We start from the raw sequence: 25,771 nt of genomic DNA on the forward strand, positions 1-25,771 counted from the left end.
GCTCTCCGCTTTTTTTTATTGCACGCGTTCATTCTTTAAATGAACTGGATTTGGTCTGCATTTCATCTTTATACAGCTCTACTAAACTTCCAATTAACAGAGAGAGAGGAGTTGAGTAGAAATTGACCCGGCAACAACATGGCAGACCCAAACAAAAAAGAAGAATCGGCAGGCGGAAGTCGAGATGGGGATTGTTTACGGGAGCCCTCCTCGTGCTGCTTTATGGATTCTACGAGTTCCCTTCGTCTTTGGAGAAAGCGGAAGCCTTGCAGAACGAGAAGGTCCTAGTAAATGAAAAAGCCGCTCATCCGGCGTCGTCAACATCCGGTAAGGTTGTGTATTTAACGTTTGACGATGGACCGAGCGATTTAACTAACCAATTTCTGGACGTGTTGAAGGAGAAGGGCGTTAAGTCGACCTTCTTCATGCAAGGGAGAAATCTGGAGCGAGAAAAACTGCATTCCGTTGTCAAACGTGCGTCGCTTGAGGGGCACTATATCGGCGGGCACAGCATGACGCATGTGTACAAGACACTGTATGAAGAAGGACAGTTTGTAAACGAAATGAAGCAGACGTTATCTCTCATCCGCGATATAACCGGCAAGTCGCCGCATCTCGTACGTCCTCCCTACGGTTCCGCACCGGGGCTGTCGGATAAGAAAATCCGCGACCAATTGGCTGCGGCAAAAATTAAAGTATGGGACTGGACAATCGATTCCAATGACTGGAATCTTAGTGGCCGGCCGGAAGAAATACTGACAACGATCAAGAAAACGACCAAACGGAAAACCGAGATCGTCCTGCTTCATGAAAAGCCGCAAACCCTAAAGGTCTTGCCGGACATTATAGACTTCTATAAAAAACAGGGCTATACATTCGGAGTCTATGACGATGCGAAGCATTTTCCGCTGAATTTTACGAAGGATGAACGGCTATGAGAAAGCTTATTGAGCTGATTAGAACTGAAATTAAACTAGAATCGGAGAGGAACACGGATATGAAACCATTAACTGCAACTTCACAAACATCACACACAGCTTATACAAAATGGGCGGCGGCCGCATTTGCGGGACTTCTTGCCTTAAGCTTGTCGGCCTGCGGGACTGTCAAACAGGAGAGCGGGCAGAAGTTGCCTCTCACTGCATCGCAGTCTCCGCTTCCCACATCCTCTACATCTCCCTATAAAACGCTGTTTAAATCGGTTGTTTTCCTGGGAGACTCCATTACGGAAGGGTTATCCTTTCATGATGTTCTGGACAAGGCAAACGTCTTGGCCGGGGCCGGAAAAACGGCCGAATTCAGCTTGATGACTGAGGATATTGACGATTTAACCGGACGCAATCCCAAGCAGGTGTTTCTCCAGCTCGGTTCGGATGACATTTTATGGCCGACTGAAAATCCTAAGGAATATTCCTTGAAGCATTACAAGTCACTGATTACAAAAATTAAAGAAAAGCTCCCGAATGCCAAAATTACCATTCTGACCGTCACTCCCGTAACGGAAGCGGCGGAGAAGAAAGAACCCCGTTATAAACATATCGCGGATTACAACCAGGGACTGAAAGAACTGGCGGCAAGCGAGAAGACCGGCTTCGTTGATCTGACATCGCTCATTCAATATAGCGCTGATTTGTATGATTCGGACGGCATTCATTTCAAAGCCGGATATTACACGATTTTACTGGATGCTTTGAAAAATGAAGTGAAATAACGGCACCATAGAAAGACCTAGGAGGTAATAGAGTTGGTCTTCAGCAGTCTCATTTTTCTTTACTTATTTCTTCCCCTGACATTATTGCTCTATTATGTTTCTCCCAAACAATTCCGCAATGCAATCCTGCTTATCATAAGTTTGCTGTTCTATGCATGGGGCGAGCCCGTTTATATCGTCCTTATGATTTTTTCAACATTGTTCGGCTATATGAACGGACTGCTGATTGAGAAATACCGGAGTCGGAAAAGAATCGCCAGAATTGTCTTTATGGGATCTCTACTTGTGGACTTGGGGATGCTTGGTTTCTTTAAATATGCCGGATTTGTTGTGAATAACCTGAATGAAGCCTTTGGGCTTCAGATGAACGCAACGGATCTTCCTCTCCCGCTGGGAATTTCATTCTATACGTTTCAGACCCTATCTTACATCATCGATGTTTATCAAAATAAAATACCCGCGCAAAAAAATCCGATTACCTTTGGCGCTTATGTGGCCATGTTTCCGCAGCTTATCGCAGGTCCGATCGTCAAATACAGTGACGTAGCCGGACAATTGAGGGAGAGAAGGGTGACGCTAAACGATTTCGGCGAGGGGGCCCGGTTGTTTATTCGGGGACTGGCCAAAAAAGTTCTGCTCGCCAATAACATCGGACTGCTGTGGACAAGCGTAAAAGCGGAGCCCTTCACTGAACTCAGCATCCTATCCGCCTGGATAAGTATCCTCGCTTTTACGCTGCAGATTTACTTCGATTTCAGCGGCTATTCGGATATGGCGCGGGGACTCGGGAGAATGCTTGGATTTGATTTTATGAAAAACTTTAATTATCCATATATATCCAGAAGTGTTACGGAATTTTGGCGCAGGTGGCATATATCGCTCGGTACCTGGTTCAGGGAGTATGTTTACATTCCTTTAGGCGGCAACCGGATAGGACGCCTCAAACAATTACGAAATATGGGAATCGTCTGGTTATTAACCGGATTGTGGCACGGAGCGTACTGGAATTTCATTTTGTGGGGGCTGTATTTCGGCTTCTTCATTTCCTTGGAGAAATTGTATGTACTGAACTGGCTCAAGCAAAGACCTGCTTTCATAGGTCACTTGTATACACTCGTTATAGTGATTGTGGGATGGGTCATCTTCGAGAGTGAACAGCTGCCGGAAGCGGTTGTTTTTATCGGAATTCTTTTCGGTATAGGAGGACACGTGATCACGGATATGGCCTCCATGTATGCTCTTTCCACCAACTTTCTCCTGCTGATTGTGTGTGCCGTGTGCGCCACTCCGCTTCCAGGAAAGGCTTTGTCTTCTTTTACGAAAAAATACAAAAAAACCGGCGCTGTTATTATACCGGGTTTATACGGCTTGTTCCTGCTTTTATCGACCGCTTATCTGGTCAATGCGACGTATAATCCCTTTCTATATTTTCGATTTTAAAGGGGGGATGCGGCATGAAAAGATTTTTTAATACCCCGGCTGCAAGCATGACGTTCGTTCTATTGACCGTAATCTATTTGATTTTCACCGTTAATCTTCTGCTGCCCTCCCGGGATTTTTCCGAAGCGGAAAACCGCAGCCTCGAACAGCTGCCGTCCTTATCGCTGGGGAGTCTGCTGGATGGAACGTTCACGTCCGATTTCGAGACATACATCTCCGACCAGTTTATGCTGAGAGATATCTGGATCGGGATAAAATCAGGTGCCGATCAGCTTTTGGGGAAGAAGGAGAGCAACGGGGTTTACATCGGCAGGGACGGATATCTGTTGCAGAAGTTCACCCCGCCTGCCGATAGCGACTTGCAGAAGAAGGCGGAAGCTTTAAATAGCCTGGCAAGGATGGCACCTGGCGTACATACGTATGTCATGCTTGCACCTACGGCTCTCAGTGTTCTTACGGAAAAGGTCCCTCATTATGTTGCGGGCGAGAAGATGCTCGAAGAAATGGCAAAAGTACGCGAGCAGCTTCAAGATGTCTCATTCATCGACGTGTATCCGGCGCTGCATACGAGGCGCAATGAAGAGATCTACTATCGGACGGATCACCATTGGACGATGCGAGGCGCTTTCTATGCATATCGGGAGTTGGGTAAGCAGATGGGCTTTGTGCCTAAAGAAGTAAATGATTTTACGATACGTCAGGTGTCGAATGCTTTCTATGGCACGCAATATTCCGCAAGCGGCTACAAATTCGTACAGCCTGACAATGTGAACTTGTTCCTTCCTAAAGTTCCGGACGACTATACGGTAGAATATACCGCTGAAAAGCAGACGTCCGCTTCTTTGTACAATTTTGAATATTTAAGCAAAAAGGATAAGTATGCGCTATTTATGAACGGCAACCATGCTCTTGTGAAAATTAAAACCGGCAGCCATGAAAAGAGGAAGCTGCTTGTTGTCAAAGATTCATACGCTAACAGCTTGGTTCCTTTTTTGACTCCGCATTTCAGCGAAATCTTTGTGGTCGATCCCCGTTACTACGAAGAGGATATCCGGAAACTGCTGGAGGACAACCAGGTTCATGACATGTTGGTGCTTTATAATTTGCACACTTTTTTTGAAGACGAGTCTCTCAATAGAATGGTAGGGCCCGTGGAAAAAGGAAGGAGTTAACACCATGCTCAACAACCTAACGAACAAAAGCCTTAAAGGGGCGCTGCTGATTTTACTGCTTGCCGGTTTATGTATAGCAGCAGGATGCTCAGGCAAAGGGAAGAGTGAAGTTATTCCGGTCGATGAGATAGGAAAGCGTATCGAACAGTCCGTGAACTTAGATAATCTGAAGAAGGGAGACCTAGAAAAAGTACAGAAACTGTATGGACTAGAAGCGGAAGTTGTTGAAGATGTTATCTTGTATACCGCTTCTTCCAATGTAAAAGCGGATGAAATTGCAGTCATTCGTCTGAAGGAAGAAGGGAAGGCCGACTACGTGAAACAAAGGCTATTGAAGAGAATCGACGAACAGACCGTAAAGTTCAAAGACTATCGGCCCGACGAATATGTTCTAATTAACAAGCATGTTTTGAAGGTAAAAGGGAGCTACGTTCTTTTTGCGGTTTCAAAAGATGCCCGGTTAATTGAACGTGCTTTTGATGAGGCTCTTGGAAAATGATTGAATGGCGGGAGCCCCATTTTTGTAGACATTAAAAAAAGCTTTTAAATGTAAGCTGGCGCCGGGACCCAACCGCCTGCACTTTCATGCAATGAGGAGTGGCTTCGCGAGATCGCGAAACAATTTGGCTCTTCGGAGTAGAAAATGAAAAGAGGTTCTACATGACAACAACCCCCTTGAAAGTCCTCATTATAGGCGCCGGAACAGGCGGTCTCAGAATTGCTCAGCAAGCACGATTGCATGGAAGTTAATTCGGCTTTAAGCGAAAATATGTTAGGTGTCGCTGTGGGCAATAATGAATATGGCCAATGTGATGTAAGTGGCTGGCGAAGTATCAACTGCCCGGCGATTAGGTTTTTAATCTATTAAGTCGCATCTTTGCGGCTTTTTTTGTTTTAGGCAGTTTTTCTAAAAGATTATTTTTGAAAAGGGAAAATTTGTCAATACCCTATGATAGAATTAGTGAAAATGGGGGTGTTAGGAATGAGTAAAGAGAAAGAAACTCCTGAAAGAAGAAGAGAAAGACTAAGGCACGAAGAGTTAAAAAGAAATCCGACCGGAAATATGAGCGATGCGTTTAATCGGGCTGAAACTGGAAACCTTGCTGATTTAACAGGTGGTTTAGGTTGGAAAAGCACTGGAATCCTAATTCTTGTCATCATAATAGGTGTTGTGGTTGCATCAATACTCTTAAAGTAAGATCAGTTGCTCCAAAGAAAAAACAAGACCTTCCCATTAAAGTGGTGGTCTTGTTTTTCTATGAACCGGATAAAGACGAAACGATTTATGGTGCCACAATCCTTATCATTATTAATATCATTAACTATTAATGTCCCTAAATTAGGGAAGGAATTAAAACATTTTCCGTAAAAAGGAGGTGCTTATTATGAAGGATGACATCCTTTCATCTCTGCTGGAAACAGCCGAGTTGAAAATTTTGACGTTCGATATCCATCATCGTATGGAGATGAACTATAGAAAGAACATAATTAAAGAATTTTATATGATGACTTATATAAGAAAAGGATCAGCCAAACTCAGAGTTCATAACCAAATCTATGACATTGATCCGGGAACCGTAATCTTTATCCCTCCCCATCTGGAATATGATCAATATAAAGATACTGATGAAGAGACAGAGTTTCTATGGTGGAATTTCACTTATAAGATTCAGAATGCGGTTGATGTTCTGCCGCTTCTACAAATCCCCTACATTTATCCGCTGAAAAATAACAAAAAATTCGAAGCTGTATTTGATGAATTTATGCTCTCCAGGACACAAGAAGGTTACATATCCAATATCATTTTGCAAAAAGCCAAATCGCTGGAATTACTGTATTTATTAGTAGACAATGCTTTTGAAAATGTGCACGTCGCCGATAGGAGACAGCAATCTCACAGCTTTTTATCCATTTTACTGAAGATCGTATCCCAGCCGGAGGCTTCCTTTTCGTTATCGGAACTCGCCAAGGAATTACATATGAATCCAACCTACGTCAGTAACCGTTTCAAAGAATTGTTCGGCAAATCTCCCATCCTGCTGCATCGGGAAATCAAAATTGAAAAAGCCAAATCGCTTTTAAAAATGCGGGAAATGAACATGACGGAAATTAGCGCCAGCCTCGGTTTTAACGATATCCAAACCTTTACCCGTCTTTTCAAGAAGTACACAGGTATTTCCCCTAGTCAATACAAGGGTTTGTTTAATAAAAACGTCTAACAATCCTCCCATTTTCGACCTGTATAAGTGTTAAAATTCTGCAAAACCATGCTCTTCTTTTCCTAATCCGATCCATCTAAGCTAATCACAAGGGCAAATCATCCCTTCGGAGGAGGAATTACGATGGAAACATTGAGTATCGTTTTCCCGGAAAAACAAAAGGTAGAGATTCGCAAGGAATCATTCGATTCCAAACTCGGAAAGACAGAAATTTTATGCGCGGCTATCACTTCGCTCATTAGTACAGGGACGGAGCTTCAATGTCTTAGAGGCGTGTTCGACAAGGATACAAACTGGGCCAGCTGGGTTAAGTATCCGTTTTACCCCGGCTATTCCATGGTCGCTGAAGTACTTGAAGTCGGTGAGGATATCCGGGCCATTCACAAAGGTGATCGCGTATTTGTTGATGGACCACACACTCAATATTTTAAGACAGAAGCCATCCATGTAACTGTGCTTCCCGATGAGGTCAGCTCGGAGGAAGGCGTATGGATCAGTCTTGCCAAAACAACGCAGCTCGGGGTAAGGAGAGCCGAGTTATTTCTCGGAGAAACGGTCGGCGTGATCGGACTTGGTCTCCTCGGACAATTGGTTACCCAATATCTCTATCTGTCCGGGGCCAAAGAGATATATGCCATGGACCCGGCGGAAAGCCGAATCCGACTTGTTCCCGAAAAGGCGGGTATCCATCGGATAGCTATGGATGCAGCGAAAGCTAAGGGGGAAATTTCAAAGAAGACTAATGGGAGAATGCTTGACGTTGTCTTCGATATTACGGGTCATCCGGCTGTATTGGCCCAAGCCACACAGCTCGTTAACAATTTCGGACGCGTTATTTTACTCGGAGATACCGCTACTCCTACTGCTCAGGGAATGGGAAGCAATGTGGTCTCCAACTCTATTGCCATTCTGGGTATTCATGGAACCATGAATTATAAAGGGTGGAATCATCCCGATATGGCGGATCTGTATTTGAGCTATATTAGGCAAGGAAGAATGAATGTAGCCCCATTGATTACTCATCGTTATTCCCCGCTAGAGGCCGCTCAGGTCTATGATTCACTGGTGCAAAACCGCAGCTCGGCCATGGGGGTTCTTTTTGATTGGACGAATTTAAAGGAGCAAAGCTAAGTAAGGAAACAAATTCATAAAGGAATGGGCTAAGGACTTTTGGCTCATTCTTTTTTGTTTCGATTCAAAAAACTAAAGTTTGCTAAGGAAGTATGGCTGTATAATAGACACAAGGAAATTCATGGCATTAAGTAAATTGTGAGTAAGTGCAATGTTTTAGAAGAAACCGAATAGGAGCGGTCTATTTCTTGGCGAATCATTCATCGAACGATCAAAAAAAGAAAAGCTATATGCTAATAGTGCTAGGCTTGTTAGTCATTATTTTATCCGGTTCGCGCGTATTGTGGATGGAAATGTTTCGTGATCAAAAGCATGAGCCCATTAAAAACGGGCAACTCGATCTGCGCAATTGGAATGCAGAAGATGGGAAGGTTGTTTTACTCGATGGGGAATGGGAGTTTTATCCCTCACAACGGCTGATGGATGGCAGGCAGCCGCAAAAATTTGGCGAGAGTCAGCCAAAGCTTATTCAGGTTCCGGGCAGATGGAATGAAGCTTTGCACGCCGAGAAGTCAACTCCATACGGATTCGGTTCTTATCGCTTGCGAATATATGTAAATCCGGAGAAGGACCTGAATTATAGTATTCGTGTACCCAGCGTACGAACTTCATCGGAATTATACGTAAATGGCCGATTGCTTGCAAAATCCGGACGGGTGGCGGAATCGGAACATGACTATACGGCGAAGAATCTGCCTTATTCCACAACCTTTACGGCAGACAAAAACGGCGGAATCGAACTCGTGATTCAGGCGGCCAATTATGTGGATAGCCGAAGCAGCGGCATTGTTCGATCCATTAAATTCGGTTCAGAAGAAGCCATTGCAAAGGAAATCAAGGTCTCCATTTCTATGCAGCTTTTGGCATCCGTTATATTTCTTATGCATTCTGTCTATTCGCTTATTTTATTTTTACTGGGAAATAGGGAAAAAAAGCTGCTTTATTTTTCATTGCTGACATTTTCGATCATGCTCACAAGTGTATTAAGTAGTGATGAGAAGTTATTCCATCAAATCGTTTATATTGGCACTGTTTGGGATTTCCGGTTGACTAATGCGGTTTTAATGATTGGAGTTTATGCATTATTGGGGTGCACGAATCATCGCGAACTTCCTTATTGGAGCAGGATATATCCGGTATATAGGGCAATGGTTTTGGGGACTGGCGGCATTACGCTGTTTTTGGTTCCTTATCAGGTGACGATGCTCTTCCCCGTTTATTACCTGCTCAGTGGTATTGCTGTAGTTATCACGATGATTACGTTTACAAAAAAAGTAATGAAGGATACAAAGGGGAATCTTTTACTGCTTGTTTCATTCCTTGTGCTGATTCATCATTTTATTTGGCTGCTGATCTGGCGTGAAGTTGGTTTTAGTCTGGTCTACTATCCGTTTGATATGATTATTTCGATGGGTTGTTTAGCCGCTGTATGGTTTAAAGATTATTTTAACATGCATGCGAACACGAAAGAGCTTGCGACAACCTTGCAAAGGATGAATGATCATAAAGATCAATTTCTTGCAAATACTTCGCATGAATTTAAAAATCCGCTGCACAGCATGCTTAATATGTCCCAATCCGTTTTAAAACGGGAAGGGCATTTGCTGCAGGAAAGGAGTATCAAAGAGCTTGAAACGATTTTATCCGTAGGACGTCGAGTGACATTGACCATCAATGATTTGATTGATGTGATGAGTTTACGAGAAGGTAATCCGCGTATTCAGAAAAGAGTCCTATCTATTCAGCCGATTGTGACCGGCGTGCTTGATATGCTGCAATTAAATGCAGAAGTGAAGTCTCTGCAAATTGTAAATCAAATTCCTGAAGATTTTCCTCCCGTGCATGCGGATGAGAACCGGGTTACTCAAATTATTTTCAATTTGCTTCATAATGCAGTGAAATATACGAATGATGGAGTCATTTCGATTCGAGCTTATGTGGAAGAGGGACAAGCCTATATCGTTATTGCGGATACCGGAATCGGAATGGATGAGAATATGCTTAAGCGCCTATTCCGACCGTATGAGCAAGCCAGCACGAATGAGACCATGGTTGAAGGCGGCTTCGGGTTAGGTTTGAGTATAAGCAAGCAGCTGGTCGAGCTTCATGGAGGTACGTTAGTTGTTTCCTCTGCTGCAGGAGAAGGCTCAGAATTTAAATTTTCATTAAAGCTGGCAGACTTGGTGGCGGAGGAAGAGAATGATAGGACGAGTTCACTTGAACCGATACCGTTACGATCCATGCCGATTCAAGAAAATGTCTCGATAAACGGAGAGAAGGCGGATATCCCGCCGGCTGTGAAACCAGCCATTTTATTAGACGTGCATCGCGATCGTCCGCACCTATTAATTGTTGATGATGATCCTGTCAACCTTCAGGTGCTTGAAACCATTCTGCCGCCGGAAGAATATGAGGTGACGATGGTAACGAGCGGTAAAGAAGCGTTAGCCGTACTGGGCACCAAGGAATGGGATCTGGTCATCTCAGATATTATGATGCCGCAGATGTCCGGTTATGAGCTGACACGGATCATTCGTGAGCGATATACACTCACCGAACTTCCTATTCTGCTCCTTACCGCAAGAAGTCAACCGCAAGATATTCAGAGCGGATTTTTGGCGGGAGCGAACGATTATGTGACGAAGCCGGTAGAGGCCATAGAAATAAAGTCACGGATCGAGGCTCTAACCACGATTAAACAAGCCGTGCGTGAACAATTGCAATTAGAAGCTGCATGGCTCCAAGCGCAAATTCAGCCTCATTTTTTATTCAATGCGCTAAATTCTGTCATAGCTTTAAGAGACATTAATTTGGATAAGATGAGCAATCTGCTCCATGAGCTCAGCCATTTTTTGAGAAATAAATTTAAATTCGAAAATCCGAATGGACTTGTTCCGATTGAAGAGGAGCTAAGTCTAGTGCGCTCTTACTTATATATCGAAAAGATCCGTTTCGAGGAAAGGCTGCAGATCATTTGGGAGATAGATGACTATGCGGAATTAGAAATCCCGTTTCTTACGATCCAGCCTCTCGTTGAAAATGCGATAAGACATGGAGTTATGCAGCGCCCCCGCGGAGGGAAGATTGTGATCCGGGTTTCTGTCTATGATACGCATGCAGAGATAACCGTAGAAGACGATGGGATTGGAATGGACAAAGATCAAGTACAAAGAATACTGGAAAGAAAAGCGGGCAGCAGTTCGGGAGTCGGTTTAATTAATACGGATCAGCGATTAAAACGGCACTTTGGAACAGGACTCGATATCCAAAGTATGGTAGATACAGGGACAAAGGTAACTTTTCGTGTGCGTAACAGGTCGAGTAGAGCGGATACGATAGACCCGTTAAGTGAAGGGTATCACACATAGCAATAAAGCGGATGAACCGGGTAGGCTGTTGCTTGCCCGGTCATTTTCATACCTTGCGAACCCAATCGAGCAGAGCCGGAAGAACAAGCCAAAGACTGCTATCGCACTTCGTGTGCTGCGCCCATTAGTTGGAATTTACGTCATAGAATTGATCCAATAATGAAACAAGTTGTTTGGCCGCAGGAGAAAGATGTTTTTGACGATGATAGACATAACAGATCCCCCTGGTGAAGGCAGCCCCTTTTACGGGTATTTTGACGATTAATCCGTTTTTGACTTCTTGTTGAATGGCAAAATTAGAAACAATCGATACGCCAAGCTCATGAATGACCGCTTGTTTAATTCCTTCCAGGTTGCTGATCTCCAGATATTTGGGTGGAGTAAACCCCAATTCCTCAAACTTTCCCTCCAAGTAACTTCGCGTGGCCGATTTGTCAGGTTTGATAATGAACGTTTCGTTAGCCAAGTCCTGTAGGGTGCATATCGGCTTTGCGGCAAGCGGGTGAAGAGGGTTGACAATAAGGACAAGCTCGTCCTCGTAAAAAGTTTTCCTTTCAAAACGGGATTCATCCATCAGAACCCGATCAGACAGAACAAGAAATTCAACTTTATTAGATTCCAACATGTGAATAAGATGGCTGGAAGAAGTAATGCTCATGTTGATTTTAATGTTTGGAAACGTTTTGGAATAATGGCGCAGGATCATGGGGAGCAGATAGACACCCACAAAATTGCTCGCGCCGAACGACAAGGTTCCATAGGATAATTCTTCCAACTGCCTGATATGCTCTTTAGCTGAATGCAGCAGGTTGATCATTTGTTCCGCATAAGGCTTGAACTCCTCGCCTTGTTTGCTCAGGTAAAGCCTTTTGCCGATCCGGTCAAAAAGTAAAACCCCCAACTCCGCCTCCATGCTTTGAATTTGCATGCTTACGGACGGTTGGGAGCAATAGAGCAATTCGGCCGCTTCCGTAAAGTTCAAGCACTCGGATAGAGTGAGGAACGTTTGCAGTTTGCTGAAATTCATGGACAGTTCACCTTTCAAGCAATTGGTATTATAATGATTTGTTATTGTTTATCAAAGATAATCAAATTGATTGATACAATTAACGTTACTATACTAAAAATGCAAACGAAAATAAATAAAAGGATGGGGATTCAATGAATCCGGAATGATAACAAGATGAGATGATTACAAGAATAAAATCGAACTGATTGAAGGAAAAATTTTACCCATTATGTAAGCGTTATCATTAGACGGGGAGGGCACAAGATGTCCGAGATCAAAGGGAACTTAGAAAGTGATGACAAACAACCGCCGATCAAGAAAAAAAGTAAGATGGAAGCAAGCATGAAGAAGTGGGGGATCCCCCTGGCCTTAACGGTCGTATTACTGCTTTTCTATATGCCGACGCCTGAAGGCATGAGCGCGCAAGCCCAAAGTTCGATCGCCATATTTACCGGAGCACTCATTCTTTGGATTACTACCCCGATTCCTATTTATTTGACATCCATTATTGCCATTTTACTGCTTCCTCTAATGGGGGCTGTTAAGGATCAATCGGTCGCGTTCGAAACATTAGGGTATGACGTTATCTGGCTGATGGTCTCCGCGTTTATTCTCACCGCTGCCATGATCAAGTCGAATTTGGGCAGGAGATTATCGCTATGGATGGTCACAAAGTTCGGTAAGACGCCGAAAACGACGTTATTCTTATTGATTGTCATCAATTTCATTCTCGCCTTCTTCGTTCCTTCCACTACGGCTAGAGCTACACTTATGGTGCCAATTTGCCTAATATTGTTGGATGTCTACAAAGCGATACCGGGTCAAAGCAACCTTGGAAAGACGATGATGCTTCAAGGGATTCAAGCGGATGCGATTGCGACATCGGGTGTCATGACGGCTACTTCGGGAAACATTATCGCAGTCGGATTCATTAATGATCAGGCAGGGGGCCACATCGGCTATATGGATTGGCTTCTCGCCTCTATGCCCACTGCGATCGTTACGATGCTCATCACATTCTTCGTCGGATTAAAGCTGTTTTCATTCAAGGATGAAAACAATTTCGCTAACGCAATGGATACGCTTAAGGATGAGTTAAGGAAGCTGGGTTCGTTCTCCCTGGATGAAAAGAAAGCTGTGGCGATCTTTATTTTCACGGTCATTCTTTGGGCAACCGGTGACTACCACAAGGCTTGGTTTGGTTTTGAGATCAGTACGGAACAAACGGCCGTGCTCTCTGCGCTCCTGTGTCTCTTGCCCCGAGTCGGTTTGCTCACATGGAAAGAGACCAACATCAAATGGGAGCTGATGATTTTCGCGGCAGGTGCCTACGCGGTCGGTAATGCGCTGGATAAATCGAAAGGCGCAGAATGGATGATCGGCAAGGTCGTGGGAGCGCTGGGCTTAGAGCAGATGAACCATGCTCTCGTTTATATCGTGGTGGTGTTCCTCAGCATGTACAGCCATCTTATCTTTACAAGCAAAACCGTACGAGTCACGATATTGATACCGGCATTCATCGCACTGGCCAAATCGCTCGGAATGGACCCTGTCCCGCTAGCTTTAGCCGCAGCCATGACCATGACGTACACCATTACGCTTCCGCCGCATTCCAAGGTGAATACCATCTATTTCGGGACAGGCTATTTTACCGTATTGGATCAAGTGAAATATGCGGTCGTGACATGCTTTATCGGTGCTTGCGTAATCAGTTTGGCCATTTTCACTTGGTTTAAAGTAATCGGAATCTAGAACTTTAGGAGGCTGCCATGCTGCAGAGAAAAGTTATTTTAGCCATTGCCGACGGGGTAGGAGACCGCCCCCACCCATTGCTTAATCATGAAACGCCGTTGGAATTCGCGAAGACGCCTCATTTGGACAAGCTGGCTTTGATGGGCATTTCAGGCATGATGGATTTGATCGGTTCGGGCATTCCCGTCGGGACGGATATGGGGCATATGATTTTATTCGGCTACCAGCCGCATCATTATCCAGGACGGGGGCCGATCGAAGCTCTGGGAATCGGAATGGATGTTCAAGAGGGAGATGTCGTGCTTCGGTGCAATTTTGCCACGGTAGACGACAACGGAATCGTTGTCGATCGCAGAGCGGGACGAATACGGCAGGGAACGGATGAAATCGCGGATGCGATCGACGGTATGGAGCTTCAAGGGGTAAAGGTGTATTTTAAACCGGCAACGGAACATCGGGCTGTACTTATCCTGAGGGGAGCCGGTTTGAGCGAAAATATCAGTGATTCGGACCCTAAAGCGCCGAACGACGGCAGTCCCTATCAAGAGGTACGGCCGCTGGACGATTCCGAGGAGTCCAAGAGAACGGCATTGGTCCTGAATAAGCTTCTTTCTGAATTTCATGCCATCTTATCGGATCACCCGGTCAATGCAAAACGTATCGAACAGGGCAAACTGCCCGCTAATTTTCTTCTTACCAGGGGAGCCGGGAAGATGGCTCGTCTTGAGCCGGTCACGGATGAACTAAACATAAAGGGAAGCTGCATTGCGGGAGAAAGTACGGTTCTCGGCGTTGCACGGCTGGCCGGCTTTAAAGCCATCACGGATAGCAGGTTGACAGGAAATATCGATACGAATATTGAGCTGAAAGCTAAACTGGCGATCGAAGAAATCACCCACAGTGATATGGTTTTGGTACATTTCAAGGCGCCTGACCTGAACGGTCACGATAATGAACCGCTTGAAAAAGCAAAAGCGATCGAGCAGTTTGATAAAATGGTGGGACTTATCGCTCAGGGACTGCCTGAAAACACCTATCTCGCATTGGCTGCCGATCACTCGACGCCTTGTGAGGTAAGAGAACATACCGGCGACCCCGTCCCGGTTCTGATCTCCGGACCTAGCATTCGAAGAGACCGGAACTGGCGGTACAATGAAATTGATTGTGCTTATGGAGGGTTAGGACATTTAACCGGAAATGAATTTGTCCGAACGCTCCACGGGCTTATGGGCCGAGTGAAAAAGCTGGGGAATTAGCTATTTCACAATCACATAGCTAAGTCTATCTTAAAAAAACGTAATCGTTATCCAAGAGAGGCAGGGAATTTTCCCGGCCTCTCTTTTTATTATCAGTTGGAATCGCGTACGATCCTAGGCATGAGACCTAGAAAGAGAACGAGTACCTCACGTTATACTCATGTTGCTGTGAAGGAGGAGATCTTTCTGCTTTATAATGACTTTACATATTTAAAATAGGTATTTCTCCAAGCAGTTTCTTCAAGTTGATAGAATCCCACGGTATATGCTCCGTTATCCCTAATCCAACTACATCTGTTTCTTCAGACAGCTCTTTAATCAGATTAAGGAGCCCGGACATTGGCATGATTCCGGCAGCAGAAAATTCATAAGGTGCTTCAGGGTTGGCGAATAATAAAGAACGAAATGCTGGTTGGACAGGATGAATAGTGCCAGGGAACCGATCGAAACAAACCTTCAGTTGCTGAAGCTTGACGCAATGAAGCATAATAGTTATTATAGACTTGTTAAGTCTGTGATTGAGGTGATTAGGAATGAAGTACTCCAAGGCGACCGATTATGCCCTCCATACGATGCTCTTTCTTACTGCCGCGACTCCCCAAAAACCAATAGGTGTACAGCAGTTGGCGGAGCGGCAAAGTGTGTCTCCAACCTATTTGTCCAAAATACTGACCAAGTTGGTGAAGGCGGGCATGATTGAATCGATAACGGGGGTGAACGGCGGCTACCGACTCAAGCGAAATTGGGAAAATATTTCGTTCCTGGATATCATTCATGCGATTGAAGGCTCGGCCTCTTTGTTCGATTGCAGTTTCGAACATGGATCAGGATGCCCGATTCAAAAGGTGGTATTATCGGCAGAAGAGAAGATGGAAGAACAGTTGAGAAATCAGAAAATGTCTGATCTTGTGCGGGAATTGAACATAGTCATATAAGATTTCTTTTTTTAAGCCTATTATAGATAATAATTATCTTTATTATCTATAATATTGATTTAGAATTGGCATGCTTGAATCGATAAGGGGGTGAATGGCGCGGCTATCGACTCAAATGAAATTAGGGAAATATGATAACCCTGGTAAATGGGAAAGAGAGGAGACTATGAATATGAAAGCCATTGCGCTCGGACAATACGAGGGAGCGAAATATCATCCTTTCACGAATATCGATCACGAATTACAATCCATATTTGAACATGCTATGGACGTTGAATGTACGGATGATTACGCCGTGCTTCAGGAGGATAAACTGAAGGGCTATGATCTGTTCATATCGTACACGGACTTTTCGGATCTGGAGATCCCCGAAGATCAGGTACAAGCGCTCCTATCCTATGTGAAAAACGGCGGGGGGCTACTAGTTATTCACAACGGTATCTCTCTGCAGCAAAGCGAAGAGCTAGAAAAGTTAATCGGCGGCAGGGTTACGGGACATCCGGAATATACGTCACTGCCAATTCGATATAATCATGGGAGTCACCCTATTGTGGAGAGTTTAAGCGATTTTACGATAGATGAAGAACCTTTCCGGTTCGAGCTGAGTCCGCATGAATCGGCGGTTATACTTGCCGAATATGTCCATGATAGCCAGCGGTGGCCTGCAGCGTGGGCACATACCTATGGCTCTGGACGCGTGGTATATCTGATGCCGGGGCATCATCTTCCGTCTTTCCAGGTAGAGTCCGTACGCAAGCTGATTCGAAATAGCGGAATGTGGGCTGCGGGGAGGTTAGTAGAGTAGTTTAACCAGGGGGAGAAATCCCCCGTTTGACCCATACTATCACAAGGGGAGCGAGTAGATGGACGTACTTAAAAGCCAGTATGAATGGATCCAACGCACAAGGGAATCATTATTTCGTTATTGCGAAACGTTTTCCCCAACGGATTATGTTAAAGAAATTGAAACCTTAGGCGGAGATTCTATTCGCAGTCTGCATGCTCATGTAGCCGATTGTTATCGGGTATGGTTGGGGAGTCGCGCCCTTGGTAAATCACTTCCCAAAATAAAACCGGAATCCTTCGACAATGTACAGGAAATGCGTGAAGTTTTTAAGAAAACGGATGCGCTGGTTCATGAATTTTTGAGTGAATTTAAAAACAAATGGGACCTTACCGTTCAAGCACCCTGGCAGAGTGACAGCGTTGAGTTAACCGAATTATGGCTATTCACGCACACCATCACCCACGAATTTCATCATAGAGGACAAATTTTAAAAATGGGCAGGCAGCTCGGGTATATCCCGCCGAAAATGAACCTCGCTAAACCTAAGTGATTTCATTGAACCGGGAACTGAATATTAGGTACATAACTTTTTTTTAAAGTAATTAAAGATATCTAGTATCTTTAAAATCTATATAATGAATTTTAACTGGGCGAGTGGTGAGTATGCAAGCAGTGGCGACAGCTAGCGGTAAAGGATTCCGCGGCGAAATTGCAGCAGACCGATGCCGTGATACCAAGTTTGCGTCGATTGACTTCCGCTCTCCAAGAGAAGGGCTCGAAGGCTGTGCTGCAAATTTTTCATAGTGGTCACGAATGATTCCGGTTGATCTGAGGTCTAATGGCCATGTTGTCAGGTTGTTTTCCGATGAATCACAAACAACAAGTTGTTCTCTACTCAATTTCAAGCGTTTATTATGTGAAAAAAGGGTGATAAATACGATGAGAAACGAACTATTTGATTCGGCGGTATGGGAAAAAGCCTGGAAGGAAGATCCGTATACGGGAGTAAACAAGATGAAGAGGGCTGGCATCGATCCGGCGCATTCACTTGATTCAGCGGCCAAGTCGTTCAATAAGGAGGTGTTCAGCGAAGAAGGCAGGCGAAGGGCCAGGCGGATTATGAACTGGTTAGAGGACCAGGGCGTTGAATTTTCGGGATCTTCCGTTCTGGATATAGGTGCGGCATCGGGCGGCTTTTCCGTACCTTTCGCGGAGCGGGGAGCGGATGTTACGGCGGTAGAAACTTCCCGTCCGCTGATCGAGCTCCTGGAGCAAAATAGTGCGGGCTTAGCGAATGGAACGGTCAAGATGGTGCACGAGCCTTTCGAAAATATCGATCTTAAGACAAGGGGATGGGAGCGAGCCTTTGATCTCGTCTTTGTCTCCATGTGTCCGGTTCTGATCGATTGGGCCAGTGTGGAGAAGGTGCTGAGCTGCGCGAAAGCGTTCTGCTACATGAGCTTGTCGGTAGGTTCCAGGAAGCACAGCCTGGTCGACGAGGTATGGCCGCTTGTAACGGATCGCCCCCGGGAGACCGAGCATTTGGAGATGATATACCTGACCCAATTACTGCTGCTAAAGGGATACTCTTATCAATCGTTGGTAACCCAAGAAATGAAAACAACGAAAGTCTCCAAGGAGACGGCATTCAATGATACGATCACTTGGCTGAACATGTACGGCATCGAGACGGACGATAGAGTTCGTCATATTGTCTCCCGTCATTTGGACACGCGCTATCCCGGCGAAGGAGTGGAAATCCGGCAAGGCGGCCGGTTCGGCAAAGTGCTTGTTCGTCTGGAAAATCAGCATATGTACGACAGAGAAGACCGTATCTAGCCTGCAGTCGCCATAACTATCGAATAGCACAACAACGAGGAGGACTAAACAATCATGAACAAAGTGGATGTAGCGATTATCGGGGGAGGTCCTGCAGGTTTGAGCGCCGGGCTTATGTTGGGGCGCGCAAGGAAGCAGACGATTATCATTGACGAGGGACGCCCCCGCAATAGTGTGACCCGGGAGGCGCACGGTTTTTTGACGCGGGACGGAATCAGTCCGAGTGAATTCCGACGTATTGCGCAGGAGCAGCTGCGCGTCTATCCTACGGTTTCCCAGGCGGAGGATACCGTTGTGTCGATCTCGGGTGAGGACGGAACCTTCTTGCTGGAGACGGCCACAGGGATGAAGATCGCCAGCAAAAAACTGCTGTTTGCCGCAGGCATGAAGGATCGCAAGCTCGAGATTCCGGGATTGGACGAGGTCTACGGGAAGAGTGCGTTTGTTTGCCCCTATTGCGATGGTTGGGAATTAAGGGATGAGCCGCTGGTTGTCATTAGCAGAGGAGCGGCACTCATGCATTTCGCTCCCTTGTTGTCGGGGTGGACGAAGCGGTTTGTCGTTTGCACGAATGGCCCCGATGAATTGAACGAGGCTGAACGCGATGAATTGCGGGATCATGGTATTCCGCTATTCGATACGCCGATTCGTGCCATTATGTCCAGTGAGGGTAGGGTGAACCATGTAGTGCTTGAGGATGGGACAGAAATTCCGTGTACGGGAATCTTCTTCAAGTCGGAACTGGTTCCGGGAACGGATTTGCCGCAATCCCTTGGCTGCCGCACATCGGATACGGGGATGATTGAAGTCGACGAATTCGGAAAATCCAGTGTCCCCGGCGTTTATGCAGCGGGTGACGCGTCTTCACTCATGCATCAATCCATTGCGGCAGCCGCATCGGGCGCTGCAGCTGGGGCAGCAATAAATGGAGAATTAAATCAGGAAGCATGGAAGAAAACGCGATAAATGATCCAACCATCGGCGGGCAGCTCTGGATTTTGTCCAGAGCTGCTGTTTTTTAGAGGCACAAATGTGCCCACCGTTGACGAATCTATGAAACTACTGTATTTTCATATAATGTTACCTATCCTATGTGGACATACGTTTCCGGGGTACAGGAGGGATTGTTATGACATCTAACAGGGGGATCCAAATCGGTCCGCCGCGTTTCGGCGTTGCCGTGCATGCTTTGATTCTGCTCGCCCAATGCGAAGGAATGCTTTCCAGCGCGGCCATAGCCGGCTGTGTACAATCGCATGCTACCTTCCTCCGCAGAGTATTGGCTCAGCTCACTCACACCGGTATTGTCGAAGCGAGAGAAGGGCGTGGCGGAGGCTACTATTTAAAGCGCCGTCCGGATCAAATTACACTGGCGGATATATTTATGGCCGTCAAATCGGATTGCTGTGAACAGGGGGTTGAACCCGATTGCGCCACGGGTCTCCACATCGATGCGAAGCTCGAAGCGATTATGGGAAAAGTACAGCAGCAGACTGTCGAACTGCTCAAGAAGCATACGTTAGCCGAATTAATGGAAGGATAATTTCCGGATTGCAATGTGAGCCGGAACAGTATATACTGTAATAAAATGGATTGCAGTTGGTCGTTGGCTGCATTTTTATTTAAGATATACTGTGCCTAGAATGGACACAGTAATTTTTGAGGAGGAGAGAATTATGTCCGTTTCACAACCATCTCTAACGATTGAGCAGCAGCAGTTTTTCAATGTTATTAAGGATCGCCGGTCCGTCCGCAGCTATGATCCCGAAGTCAAGATTTCACGGGAGGAAATAAACGAAATCTTGCAGCAAGCGACGCTGGCTCCTTCAAGCGCCAATTTGCAGCCGTGGAGGTTCCTCGTTATCGAGTCGCCGGAGTTGAAGCAAAAGCTTCTTCCGATCGCGTATAATCAGCAGCAAGTGATCGAGGCATCGGCCATCATTGCGGTGTTAGGAGATATGGAGAGCTATAAATTGGCCGAAAAAATTTACGGAATGGCAGTTGATGCGGGTCACATGCCTGCAGAGACGGCTAAATCGTTCGTGGAACGCTATCAAGGAATCTTTCAGAGCATGCCTCCGGAGGCTATTCGCCGAATTGTTTCCATTGACGGCGGATTGGTATCCATGCAGCTCATGCTTGTAGCCCGCGCCAAAGGCTACGATACGGTCCCGATGGCTGGCTATGACGAGGCCAAGTTCGTGGAAGCATTCAATATTTCAGAACGGTACGCTCCTGTAATGCTTATCGCCATCGGTAAGGCAGCGAAGCCGGGACATCCGACGTTAAGATTGCCGATTGAGGATGTCACTTTCTACAACGAAATACCCCAGGCATAAAAAATATTCAGAACGAAAAGGCGCCAGAGGATCCAACGGGTCCCCGGTGTCTTTTTGTTTGGCCGACGATGCCCTGTAATCATTTTCGTTATATGTTGTGACTCGGAAACTCGTCTTGGGGAGATTGTTGATCAATACGTGGCTGCCGATACAGCTATCTTACTACGGTTTTACAGTTCTATGGGATTCAATCTACCGAGGCTATTTTTGTTGCAGGAACGGCATCCTTAGAGAAGCTCCAGCTATTAAAGAAAAAGCCATTGCTCATGCAACAGAAGTTGCCAAACGTTTCTAATAAGAGGGCATCGTTCTTGGATCCTGGGTTGAAATGTAAAAATGGACCGCTTAAACTGTTTTGGAAAGATAACAGATTATGGTGAGGGCGAGTGATCTTTGATGATAGTTAAATTGAACAGGGAAAGGGTAAAGGATACGCGATGCGAGTAACGTCCTCATGGGCTCAAGCGATACGACGATCCGGAAGGATCCCTTTGTACAGTACATCATGGGATAATTATCCTTCCCAGTCTATTGCAAAACGCCTCCGTCTTCACCTTTATGGCACGGACATTTCAATCTATTAAGGTGTGGATCAAAAAGAAAGGCCATCCCGCAAAGGATGGCTTAAAAATAGGTTTATGAAATAACGAAGGGGCTGCTAAGGCAGCTCCTTTCGCATTATTTCGCTAATGGGCCCCCGTTAAGCCGAACCGTATCCTAAGTTTAAGTTCTGATTCCGCGTTAACTTTGGTAGGGGGTGCTCAGCACTTCCGTCATCGTTCTAGCGATAGAAGTCAACCAGATCGCCAAACAGCCGCTTGGTAAATTCGAGCTCGGCCTCGGTGTATTTCCCCAAAAATTCGTTCATTCTCTGCGCTTCCTTGGCATGGAGCTCGTCATGAAGTGCAAACAGCTTCTTTCCGACCGGCGTTAGCCGAAAATACACTTCTTTCTTATTGTCGTTAAGCTGGGCTTTTCGAACCCACCCAGCCTTCAATAATTTATTGGTGACCTTAGAAGTGTTCCCCTTGCTTAAATTTAGCATTGCCGCGATGGATGTAACGTTAATCGGCTCCTGTTCTCCGATGCATGCTATGGTGTGCAGTTCCGTCATGTTCAAGCTGAATTCCGCACCTACGATTTTTCGAATGTCCTCGAGATAAGATCCGGTTATCCGGGATTCGTACTGCTCTTTTTGCTGAAGAATCTGAATAAAACATTCATGAATTGCGGCTTTGTTTGTCTTGATTGCATCCATGATTTTGCTGGCTCCTCGTTTTATTTAGTTTGTTTATTATATCACAAATTATTTCCTGTGAAACAATATACTCTTGCAGGTTGACAGAAAGAAAAGCGGTGGGTACAATAATATTGTTTCTTATGAAACGATATTATATTTTTAAGTGTAATAATCCGTTTGCTTTAGCTGATTTTCTTTTATTCGAACGAAACTATAATTAGGATCGGAGGTTTTTATGAAGATGCGACCCGGAGTAAATTTACGTACCTTTGCTTTTGAACAGCCATTCGTTAGGGAAGAAGGAGTGCTCATGTTATGGAACTGTTGAATCCAAAGACGTTGACGGATAAAGTCACGTCTGTCATTTCCCATGTCGTTGTGACTACGGCCTCAAAGCTAGCCTTCATCTCAGGACAAGTGGCGGTGGATGAAACAGGAAAATTAATGGGTTCCGGGGACTATCGTACACAAGCGATTCAAGCGTTCATCAATCTCAAGTATGCGTTGGACGCTGCAGGAGCGGATCCGCTGCACATGGCAAAAATGAACATTTTTGTAGTCAACCACAGGCCGGAATTGGTCTCGGTCATTTTTGACGCCGGGCTTCAGGTATTTGGATCTAACTGGCCGAAGACAGCAAGTACATATATAGGCGTTCAATCACTAGCCGATCCTGCTTGGCTCATCGAAGTAGACGCTATCGTTACCTTCCCATAATAGTTAAGAAAAGAGGTTATACGTATGGAACATGCATATGAAGTCATTCTAATCGGCGGCGGGCCCGTCGGCATGATGTTGGCAGGAGAATTGGCATTGGCCGGCATAAAGGTTTGCATTGTGGAACGGTTAAAAGAAACGACTCCTTTCTCCCGCGCGCTTACCGTGCATCCACGGACACTCGAAATATTGGATATGCGGGGCGTGAAATCGAAGCTGATGAGTACAGGGCGCCCGCTGCCGAGAGGGCACTTCGCGGGACTGGACACTCCATTGAATTTTTCGGTGTTGGATTCGACCTCCAACTATACGCTCTTTCTACCGCAAAGTGAGACGGAGAAAGTGCTCGAGGAATGGGCTCTTGGCCTGGGCGCTGAGATCCGAAGAGAGGTTGAGGCACTATCTGTACATCAGGATGAGGAGGGGGTCGATGTTCAAATTGCAGGACCTGACGGAGAGACGGCGTTAAGAGCTGCTTATGTGGTCGGAACCGACGGGGCCAGAAGCTTGGTTCGCAAACAAGCCGGTATTTCTTTTGAAGGTACCGATGCGACCTTCACCGCTATTCTGGGCGATGCCGTTCTGTCCGAGCTGCCTTCAATGAGCGTTGTATCCCGAATTTCTGAAAAAGGTTTAGCCAGTATCATGCCGATCAATGAACACCTTTATCGGGTTTTGATCATTGATCCGGAACGTTCCCATGTGTCTAAGAACGAACCCGTGACGTATGAAGAATTTCGTGCGTCGCTAATCCGCACCGCAGGAAGTGACTTTGGATTAACCGAGGCAAGATGGCTATCCCGGTTCGGTAATGCGACACGGCAAGCAGACCGCTACCGGAATAACCGATTGTTCTTGGCGGGAGACGCTGCGCACATTCATTTTCCGGCTGGCGGACAAGGAATGAATGTGGGTCTTCAAGAAGCGATGAATTTAGGCTGGAAACTTGCCGGCGCCATTAAGGGTTGGGCCCCGGACTGGCTGCTGGACAGTTATCATACGGAACGCTTCCCATGGAATACGGCCTTGCTTCGGAATACCGAGGTCCAGACCTTGCTTTTGGACACGACACCTCCGATCATGGAAATGCGAGGCATGTTGTCCAAGCTTCTCAGCATACCGGAGGCTAATTATCAAATCGCGGCTCAGATTGCCGCAATTGATGTGCACTATGCGCCGGACGCCGAAGCACCGCCCCATCCGCTAAACGGGAAACGCTCTAAGGACATCACGCTAAGGCTAAAAAACGAACAACAGGTTAGCGTGTACCAGCTCCTGCATAAAGGTACTTTTCTTCTCTTGCAGCTTAATTGTAATGAACAGAATGAAGAGAATTGGGAAGATTATCGTAACCTTCAAATTGTGTCTGCATCGTTAGACGTAACCGACGACGATTGGAACGATGTCCACTCGGCACTCATCAGGCCGGATGGGCATATTGCCTGGGCGATACCCCGCTCAAATCCAAATTCAGGACAAACGATAAAGGAGGGGATTGCCCGTTGGTGCGGAAACGTTACGGAATAGGGTTGGTGAAGTTACCGCATGTCGTAGCGGATCGATGAATCGACCCTACGCATTTTGATCCACGGCTGCTTGCTTCCCGGTTCTAAACAAAATAGCTTCCGCCTATTACACAAGGCGGAAGCTATTTATTAATTCTTCTCGATGACGGTGAAAGCACGGATTCTACAAGCTCAGCTTCTCGATCCGGTCTTTAATGTCCTCAACCAGCAGCTTGGCCGCGATGATGCCGCCCGATGTATTCCATATCGCTTCATTGACATTGAAAGCCCGTTGTTTTTTTACAACGTTCAGATTTTGTCCGAGAGGGCTTTTCAGCCATTCGTCCGCCGTTTTGGAGGCATCGGTTTCACCGTTGCGGTCGGAAGTGAAATAGAAGAACACATCGCCGTCAAGCTCGTTTATTTGTTCGGTTGTAAGATCGGCAGTGAACTTATCTTTGTTTTGAGCTTCCGGGCGGGCAAATCCCAGCTGTTCAAGGACGACGCCGGCAAAATTGTTTTTGTAGTAAACGCGCACTTTTCCGGGCTGGAATCGGGCCAGCGAAACACGCATTTTCGTTTTATCACCGAGAGCCGCCTTCGTTTGCTCAATGGCCTTGTTGTAGCTATCCAGAGCCGCTTTTCCTTCCGCTTCTTTGTTTAGCGCCATCGCATACAGCTCGAAGTTTTCAACCATGCTATCGCCGAGATTTTCGGTAAAGACGGTTGGCGCAATAGCGGAAAGCTGCGGATATATTTTTTCGTGGCGGACCTTGGTTCCCAAAATAATATCCGGTTTCAGGCCGGCAATAAGCTCCAGATTGGGCTGCGACTCGTCTCCGATAACTTTTACGCCGTCCATCTTATCTTTGATATGATCAAACCAGGGCTCGCCAATCCAAGACTTTACCGCAGCGAGTGGTTTAATGCCAAGTTCCAGTAATGATTCGGTGCCTTGATTCGTCAACACGACGACGCGCTGCGGCGTTCCGGTAATGGGCGTGTCGCCCATCGCATGTTTAATCGTGCGGACCGGAGCTTCGCTGCTCGTCACTTCTGGCGGCTGGGGTGCGTTCGGTTTGGCGCAGGCTGCGACAAGCAAGGACATGAGGAGGAGGAGAGGCAACGCCACCCATTTTTTTGATCTTCCCAACAATAATACCCCTTTCGTTTTTCCTTATTGGTAAAAATGATTATCATTCTCAATAGGGGGGGTGCAAACGACTCCCTTGATTTGAATGATGCGTCTCTCCAAAAACAGAAACGTTACAGATGTCACACGTGTGATCCTTGTCTACCTTAATATAAAACTTTTTGGGATGCAATGCTTATCGAGGAAAAGAGAATGAAA

The 25,771-nt window shown here is 46.0% G+C and carries 24 protein-coding genes and 1 pseudogene; 21 read left to right on the forward strand and 4 right to left on the reverse strand.

All coding sequences use genetic code 11. The annotated features are described in order from the left end of the window. Positions 1-122 precede the first annotated feature (122 nt). The 9 genes from ACI48J_RS12975 (at position 123) to ACI48J_RS13015 (ending at position 11,041) form a co-directional block, all read left to right on the forward strand. Positions 123-938: a polysaccharide deacetylase family protein gene (locus tag ACI48J_RS12975; protein WP_405083073.1), complete on the forward strand. Its 816-nt coding sequence runs from the start codon at positions 123-125 to the stop codon at positions 936-938. A 59-nt stretch (positions 939-997) separates the two neighbouring features. After that, positions 998-1,711, forward strand: coding sequence for a GDSL-type esterase/lipase family protein (locus ACI48J_RS12980; protein WP_405083074.1), 714 nt, complete (start codon positions 998-1,000; stop codon positions 1,709-1,711). Positions 1,712-1,744: 33 nt separating this feature from the next. Beyond that, complete coding sequence (locus ACI48J_RS12985; protein ID WP_405083075.1) at positions 1,745-3,151, forward strand: MBOAT family O-acyltransferase; 1,407 nt, start codon at positions 1,745-1,747, stop codon at positions 3,149-3,151. A 14-nt stretch (positions 3,152-3,165) separates the two neighbouring features. Then, positions 3,166-4,323 carry a DHHW family protein gene (locus ACI48J_RS12990; protein WP_405083076.1) on the forward strand — a complete coding sequence of 386 codons (1,158 nt, stop codon included), beginning with the start codon at positions 3,166-3,168 and terminating at the stop codon, positions 4,321-4,323. A 4-nt stretch (positions 4,324-4,327) separates the two neighbouring features. Beyond that, positions 4,328-4,822, forward strand: coding sequence for a DUF4358 domain-containing protein (locus ACI48J_RS12995; protein ID WP_405083077.1), 495 nt, complete (start codon positions 4,328-4,330; stop codon positions 4,820-4,822). A 483-nt stretch (positions 4,823-5,305) separates the two neighbouring features. Next, positions 5,306-5,521: a DUF6366 family protein gene (locus ACI48J_RS13000; RefSeq protein ID WP_326053356.1), complete on the forward strand. Its 216-nt coding sequence runs from the start codon at positions 5,306-5,308 to the stop codon at positions 5,519-5,521. 187 nt (positions 5,522-5,708) lie between these two features. After that, positions 5,709-6,542 (forward strand): helix-turn-helix domain-containing protein, encoded by an 834-nt coding sequence (locus ACI48J_RS13005; RefSeq protein WP_405083078.1) that lies wholly within the window; start codon positions 5,709-5,711, stop codon positions 6,540-6,542. A gap of 123 nt (positions 6,543-6,665) precedes the next feature. Then, positions 6,666-7,673 carry a zinc-binding alcohol dehydrogenase gene (locus ACI48J_RS13010; RefSeq protein WP_405083079.1) on the forward strand — a complete coding sequence of 336 codons (1,008 nt, stop codon included), beginning with the start codon at positions 6,666-6,668 and terminating at the stop codon, positions 7,671-7,673. Between the two features lie 188 nt (positions 7,674-7,861). Next, entirely contained in the window at positions 7,862-11,041 is a 3,180-nt protein-coding gene (locus ACI48J_RS13015) for an ATP-binding protein (protein WP_405083080.1), read from the forward strand. Between the two features lie 124 nt (positions 11,042-11,165). Here ACI48J_RS13015 and ACI48J_RS13020 read toward each other — a convergent pair whose 3' ends face one another. After that, entirely contained in the window at positions 11,166-12,068 is a 903-nt protein-coding gene (locus tag ACI48J_RS13020) for a LysR family transcriptional regulator (RefSeq protein ID WP_405083081.1), read from the reverse strand. Between the two features lie 246 nt (positions 12,069-12,314). Here ACI48J_RS13020 and ACI48J_RS13025 point away from each other — a divergent pair, with 246 nt between their 5' ends. Both ACI48J_RS13025 and ACI48J_RS13030 read left to right on the forward strand, forming a co-directional pair. Next, the gene (locus ACI48J_RS13025; RefSeq protein ID WP_405083082.1) at positions 12,315-13,802 is read left to right on the forward strand and encodes an SLC13 family permease; all 1,488 of its coding nucleotides are present in this window, start codon (positions 12,315-12,317) and stop codon (positions 13,800-13,802) included. Positions 13,803-13,819: 17 nt separating this feature from the next. Beyond that, positions 13,820-15,058 (forward strand): 2,3-bisphosphoglycerate-independent phosphoglycerate mutase, encoded by a 1,239-nt coding sequence (locus tag ACI48J_RS13030; RefSeq protein ID WP_405083083.1) that lies wholly within the window; start codon positions 13,820-13,822, stop codon positions 15,056-15,058. A 202-nt stretch (positions 15,059-15,260) separates the two neighbouring features. On the opposite strand, the pseudogene ACI48J_RS13035 reads toward ACI48J_RS13030, so the two are convergent. Then, positions 15,261-15,467: pseudogene (locus ACI48J_RS13035) on the reverse strand (arginase family protein); the annotation flags it as partial. Positions 15,468-15,591: 124 nt separating this feature from the next. Between ACI48J_RS13035 and ACI48J_RS13040 the strand changes: the two are divergent. From ACI48J_RS13040 to ACI48J_RS13075, 8 genes are all read left to right on the forward strand, one after another. Beyond that, on the forward strand, positions 15,592-15,993 hold the full coding sequence (locus ACI48J_RS13040) for an Rrf2 family transcriptional regulator (protein WP_405083084.1): 402 nt from the start codon (positions 15,592-15,594) through the stop codon (positions 15,991-15,993). Positions 15,994-16,165: 172 nt separating this feature from the next. Then, entirely contained in the window at positions 16,166-16,798 is a 633-nt protein-coding gene (locus ACI48J_RS13045) for a ThuA domain-containing protein (protein WP_326053366.1), read from the forward strand. Positions 16,799-16,856: 58 nt separating this feature from the next. Continuing rightward, positions 16,857-17,330 carry a DinB family protein gene (locus tag ACI48J_RS13050; protein WP_405083085.1) on the forward strand — a complete coding sequence of 158 codons (474 nt, stop codon included), beginning with the start codon at positions 16,857-16,859 and terminating at the stop codon, positions 17,328-17,330. Positions 17,331-17,719: 389 nt separating this feature from the next. Then, positions 17,720-18,619 carry a class I SAM-dependent methyltransferase gene (locus tag ACI48J_RS13055; protein WP_405083086.1) on the forward strand — a complete coding sequence of 300 codons (900 nt, stop codon included), beginning with the start codon at positions 17,720-17,722 and terminating at the stop codon, positions 18,617-18,619. A 54-nt stretch (positions 18,620-18,673) separates the two neighbouring features. Next, entirely contained in the window at positions 18,674-19,585 is a 912-nt protein-coding gene (locus tag ACI48J_RS13060; protein ID WP_405083087.1) for an NAD(P)/FAD-dependent oxidoreductase, read from the forward strand. A gap of 163 nt (positions 19,586-19,748) precedes the next feature. Then, positions 19,749-20,162, forward strand: a complete 414-nt coding sequence (locus ACI48J_RS13065) for an RrF2 family transcriptional regulator (RefSeq protein ID WP_405083088.1) — start codon at positions 19,749-19,751, stop codon at positions 20,160-20,162. A gap of 133 nt (positions 20,163-20,295) precedes the next feature. Next, positions 20,296-20,958: a nitroreductase family protein gene (locus ACI48J_RS13070; protein ID WP_405083089.1), complete on the forward strand. Its 663-nt coding sequence runs from the start codon at positions 20,296-20,298 to the stop codon at positions 20,956-20,958. Between the two features lie 437 nt (positions 20,959-21,395). Beyond that, positions 21,396-21,542, forward strand: a complete 147-nt coding sequence (locus ACI48J_RS13075; protein WP_405083090.1) for a hypothetical protein — start codon at positions 21,396-21,398, stop codon at positions 21,540-21,542. A gap of 197 nt (positions 21,543-21,739) precedes the next feature. Here ACI48J_RS13075 and ACI48J_RS13080 read toward each other — a convergent pair whose 3' ends face one another. Beyond that, a complete protein-coding gene (locus tag ACI48J_RS13080; RefSeq protein WP_326053378.1) occupies positions 21,740-22,216 on the reverse strand; it encodes a MarR family transcriptional regulator in 477 nt (158 codons plus the stop codon). Between the two features lie 297 nt (positions 22,217-22,513). Here ACI48J_RS13080 and ACI48J_RS13085 point away from each other — a divergent pair, with 297 nt between their 5' ends. Together ACI48J_RS13085 and ACI48J_RS13090 are read left to right on the forward strand one after the other, a co-directional pair. Continuing rightward, complete coding sequence (locus ACI48J_RS13085) at positions 22,514-22,915, forward strand: RidA family protein (RefSeq protein WP_405083091.1); 402 nt, start codon at positions 22,514-22,516, stop codon at positions 22,913-22,915. Positions 22,916-22,939: 24 nt separating this feature from the next. Then, positions 22,940-24,442: a monooxygenase gene (locus tag ACI48J_RS13090; RefSeq protein WP_405083092.1), complete on the forward strand. Its 1,503-nt coding sequence runs from the start codon at positions 22,940-22,942 to the stop codon at positions 24,440-24,442. A gap of 162 nt (positions 24,443-24,604) precedes the next feature. On the opposite strand, the gene ACI48J_RS13095 is transcribed toward ACI48J_RS13090, so the two are convergent. Further along, complete coding sequence (locus tag ACI48J_RS13095) at positions 24,605-25,573, reverse strand: ABC transporter substrate-binding protein (RefSeq protein WP_405083093.1); 969 nt, start codon at positions 25,571-25,573, stop codon at positions 24,605-24,607. Positions 25,574-25,771 lie beyond the last annotated feature (198 nt).

The sequence above is a fragment of the Paenibacillus chitinolyticus genome (genome assembly GCF_045038035.1).
In the GTDB taxonomy this organism is placed as follows: domain Bacteria; phylum Bacillota; class Bacilli; order Paenibacillales; family NBRC-103111; genus Paenibacillus_F; species Paenibacillus_F chitinolyticus_A.